Origin of the sequence: Acinetobacter sp. YH12156, from assembly GCF_013418235.1 — a bacterium.
In the GTDB taxonomy this organism is placed as follows: Bacteria; Pseudomonadota; Gammaproteobacteria; order Pseudomonadales; family Moraxellaceae; genus Acinetobacter; species Acinetobacter pseudolwoffii.
The window spans coordinates 1-4,308 of the sequence record NZ_VPCL01000027.1 but is presented as its reverse complement, the minus strand read 5'-3'; the positions used below and the strand labels follow the sequence as shown (position 1 = coordinate 4,308).

4 protein-coding genes and 1 pseudogene are annotated in these 4,308 nt (G+C 48.2%); all 5 read right to left on the bottom strand.

Annotation, left to right across the window (positions count from 1 at the left end; all coding sequences use genetic code 11):
* Positions 1 to 789, bottom strand: a pseudogene (locus FTU87_RS14815) (IS91-like element ISVsa3 family transposase); the annotation flags it as partial.
* 214 nt (positions 790 to 1,003) lie between these two features.
* On the bottom strand, positions 1,004 to 1,228 hold the full coding sequence (locus FTU87_RS14810; RefSeq protein ID WP_000743213.1) for a hypothetical protein: 225 nt from the start codon (positions 1,226 to 1,228) through the stop codon (positions 1,004 to 1,006).
* Positions 1,225 to 1,962 (bottom strand): recombinase family protein, encoded by a 738-nt coding sequence (locus FTU87_RS14805; RefSeq protein ID WP_001366550.1) that lies wholly within the window; start codon positions 1,960 to 1,962, stop codon positions 1,225 to 1,227. Before FTU87_RS14805 ends, FTU87_RS14810 begins: the two co-directional genes overlap by 4 nt.
* A 148-nt stretch (positions 1,963 to 2,110) precedes the next feature.
* Entirely contained in the window at positions 2,111 to 3,277 is a 1,167-nt protein-coding gene (locus tag FTU87_RS14800) for a tetracycline-inactivating monooxygenase Tet(X3) (RefSeq protein ID WP_024160783.1), read from the bottom strand.
* A 189-nt stretch (positions 3,278 to 3,466) separates the two neighbouring features.
* Positions 3,467 to 4,132, bottom strand: coding sequence for a tyrosine-type recombinase/integrase (locus FTU87_RS14795; protein ID WP_015060916.1), 666 nt, complete (start codon positions 4,130 to 4,132; stop codon positions 3,467 to 3,469).
* Positions 4,133 to 4,308 lie beyond the last annotated feature (176 nt).

The window sequence follows — 4,308 nt, the reverse complement described above, 5'->3', positions numbered from 1 at the left end:
CAGCAGGGGTGTCATCGGGTCGTCATCCACCGCATCCGAGGCCAGATAGCTGTTTTCGACATCCCGTTCCAGCAGGCCTTGCCGTTCCAGATAGCGACCCACCCGGTGGGCGATGGTGTGCGTCAGCTGGGTGAGCTCTGGGCTGGTCGGCGCCTTGACCCAGCGGAAACGCGCTGAGCCGTGGGATTGCTCGACATACACACCGTCGAGAAACAGCATGTGGAAGTGAACATTCAGATTGAGCGCCGATCCAAAACGCTGGATCAGGGTGACCGCGCCCGTCTTGGCCACTTGGTGGGTATGGCCCGCTTTCTTGACCAGGTGCGTGGCAATGACGCGGTAAACGATGCCCAGCACCCACCCCATGATCTCGGGCCGGCTGGCAAACAGGAAACGCAGCTGAAACGGGAAGCTCAACACCCACTGACGCATGGGTTGTTCAGGCAGTACTTCATCAACCAGCAAGGCGGCACTTTCGGCCATCCGCCGCGCCCCACAGCTCGGGCAGAAACCGCGACGCTTACAGCTGAAAGCGACCAGGTGCTCGGCGTGGCAAGACTCGCAGCGAACCCGTAGAAAGCCATGCTCCAGCCGCCCGCATTGGAGAAATTCTTCAAATTCCCGTTGCACATAGCCCGGCAATTCCTTTCCCTGCTCTGCCATAAGCGCAGCGAATGCCGGGTAATACTCGTCAACGATCTGATAGAGAAGGGTTTGCTCGGGTCGGTGGCTCTGGTAACGACCAGTATCCCGATCCCGGCTGGCCGTCCTGGCCGCCACATGAGGCATGTTCCGCGTCCTTGCAATACTGTGTTTACATACAGTCTATCGCTTAGCGGAAAGTTCTTTTACCCTCAGCCGAAATGCCTGCCGTTGACAGCTAGACATTGCCAGCCAGTGCCCGTCACTCCCACTCGATTGTAAACAAGCACACAAAACCCTTTAGTGACAACAATTTGCAAGAACTATCAGGCTCAGTGCCATGAAAAATACCATGACCAGATCATGAGGTTGAACACGGCTTGCGCCGGCAGCGTTCACGCTCCTGGTCGGCGATCTCGCCCGGCTGCAATGCTAGCTCAGCATCGGTCATGCGCTCCAGCACGTCGCGTAGGCGGATGGTGCAAGGAATGGGCGGCAGCTCGAACTCATAGCCGCCGGCGATCATTTCGGCCGCAATCTCCTCGGTGATGAAAAACGGCTCGTCGTCTTGGTTCGGCTTCTTCATGCCCTTTCCTCCTGGCGCTCATCCTGGCCGACAGCGGCCAGGGCATCGGCTTCCGTCAATGCGTCCTCCACGAACGCGCCGTGCTGCTTCGCTTCGGCCTGGCTGACCTCGGCCCATATCCGTTTCACCTGGGCCGCACTGTACCCGGCCAGCTCGGCGGTCTTGTTGATGCTGTAGCCGGACTTGCGCAGCGCGACAACTTGGGCGCGGCGCTTCGGATCAGCACGGCGGCCCTTGTACCGCCCGGCCTGGCGGGCCAACTCAATGCCTTGGCGCTGGCGTTCGCGCCTGTCCTCGTAGTCGTCGCGGGCCATCTGCAAGGCCAGGCGAAAAAGCATGATCTGCACGGCTTCCAGCACGATCTTGGCGACGCCCTGGGCCTCGGCCGCCAGGTCGGATAGATCGACCACGCCAGGGACGGCCAGGCGTGCGCCTTTGGCCTGTATCGAGGCCACCAGGCGCTCGGCCTCGGGCAAAGGTAGGCGGCTGATGCGGTCGATCTTCTCGGCAATGACCACCTCGCCGGGCTGTAGGTCGCCGATCATGCGCAGCAGCTCAGGCCGGTCGGCGCGTGCGCCGGATGCCTTCTCACGGTAGATGCCGGCGACGTAGTAGCCGGCGGCCTTCGCGGCCGTAGTGATCGCCTCTTGGCGTTCCAAGTCCTGCGCGTCGGTGCTGACGCGCAGATAGACCCGCGCCACCATCGGCGCGGCTACTGGCTTCGTCCTGCGCATACTTGCGGGCTCCTTTGGGCATACTCAAATGCACCCATCTTAAACTGGCAGCTAATGTACAAAAGTTGATAGAAGCACACAAGTTCAATTTTGCACTTCTGCCCCACTATTGCAAAACTGCTTGTTAGTAGCCGTTTTTTCTTACTGTTTATAGATTCAATAATTTTTGAAACGAAAAATTGGGACTAAACATTTCGGTTTCGTTTTCTGTCGATTCGTCCTGCGTATCTTTTGCATAAACAAACATTTGTTGTTCGTAGTTTTCGATGGCATTTTCAATACTTGTAAATTCTCCGTTTGTAAGGTTTTCAGACAATATCAAAGCATCCAATAATCCCGTATTTACACCCTGTCCTGCAAAAGGCGACATCAAATGAGCAGCATCGCCAATCATTGTTATGGGTAATGGACGGTTACTTTTCCAATCATTGTTCAAAGGAAATTTCCTTGTGGGCAAGCATTGAAATGTTGATACCGAACGTATTAATTGTTTGTAAACTTCACTCCATTTGGAAAATCTTTTCAATAAAAAATCGGCAACGCTGTTTCTGTCCTGAAAATCTAAGGGAATTTTATTTTTCCATTCATCGGGCGTTTTAAAACTAATTCCTAAATACAATGCACCATTATTATTGGGATTGGCAAACAATAAAATGCCCTGATGTCCCGCCATTAATCGGTTGCCGTTGCATAGCTGAAAAAATCCGGGACAGTTTATTTCCGGTTGAAGAATATCAGCTTGGATGTTGAAAGTACCGGTTTCTTCAACTTGCGTGTCGGTAACAAAGCTCCTTATTTTCGACATTCCACCATTGGCAAGAATAACCAAATCTGCTGTTTCACTCGGTTTATTCTCAAAAGTTAGTGTCCACTTCTTCTTACCAGGTTCAAGCATAACAAGTTTTCTATCCCAAATAACCGTGTCGTTTTCTAAACTATTCAACAAGATAGCCCTTAAGTCATTTCTGTTTATTTCAGGATTGTCAAATCGATTTTCGGGCTTTACATTTTTTGTGGATAAAATATTGCCTTTTTCATCAGCAATATTTACACCCATTGGTAAGGCTAAGTCATAATAAGTTTGTAACAATCCCGCTTTTTTCATTGCTTCCTGACCTGAACCTTTGTGTAGGTCAAGGGTTCCACCAAAAATTCTTGCCTCTCGGTCGTTGTCTCTTTCGTAAACTGAAACGTCTATGCCGTTTTGCTGTAATAATTTTGCCATAGTCAGTCCAACGGGTCCACCACCAATTATTGCAACGTTCTTATCACTAAGTAAATTCATTTGTTTGTCCGTATCTATTCGCATTGTCATTCAAAAATGGCACATAACAAGTGGCTATACGCCAAATGGCGTATATATCCACTATATCTTATTTTGCTAAACCTTTCATTATCAGTGACAAATCCGTTTTCAACCGTTTACCGTTCGTTTCTACTCTCTCAAAAGGATTTATATTCATAGTGCTTTTTGTTAAGTTTTGCTCAAATATACAAATCCTTTCTATATATCTAACAAATCCATCGGACTTTTTAATTGTTCCATTCCCTTGGTGGTAATATGTGTATAAACCTCAGTTGTTTTACTGCTTGAATGACCTAACAACGATTGAATATAACGTAAACTCGTACCATTCTCAAGCAAATGCGTTGCAAAGCTATGTCGTAAGGTATGTACAGTAACTTCCTTTTGAATCTTTGCTTTTAAAACAGCTGCTTTAAAAATGTTTTGAATACTTCGGCTTGAGTATGCGCCACCTTTTTGACCTTCAAATAAATAATCTTTTGGTTTATATTCCATAAAGTATGTTCTTAAAATAATTAATGTTTTCTCAGATAAAATGGTATAACGATCTCTTTTTCCTTTTGACTGTTCTATACGAATTTGCATGCGCTTGGAGTCAATGTCTTTTATTTTCAGGTTTATACATTCAGAAATGCGCAAACCTGCCGAATAAATAGTCATCAGAATAGCCTTGTGTTTCACGTTTTCAATAGCGCGTAGTACCCGAATGGTTTCTTCTTCACTCATCACAACAGGAAGTGTTTTTTCTTTTTTTGGTCTTTCGATGAAATATGTTTTCCGTTGTCCACCCAAAACACGTTCGTAATAAAACTTAATCGCATTGATTGCCTGGTTTTGATAAGATATTGAAACTTTTCGCTCCATAACCAAATGTCGGAGAAATGATTGTATATGTCCTTCATTCAATCGATCGACGTATAGGAAGAATAAACGCCCTTTTCACCCAAGTCCAACAGCTTTGGACCGCAGTTGACTCTTTCGACACCCCTGCGATGCAACCCAATCCGGCTGACGGGGAGCCAGCAACGCTGAAAATTTAC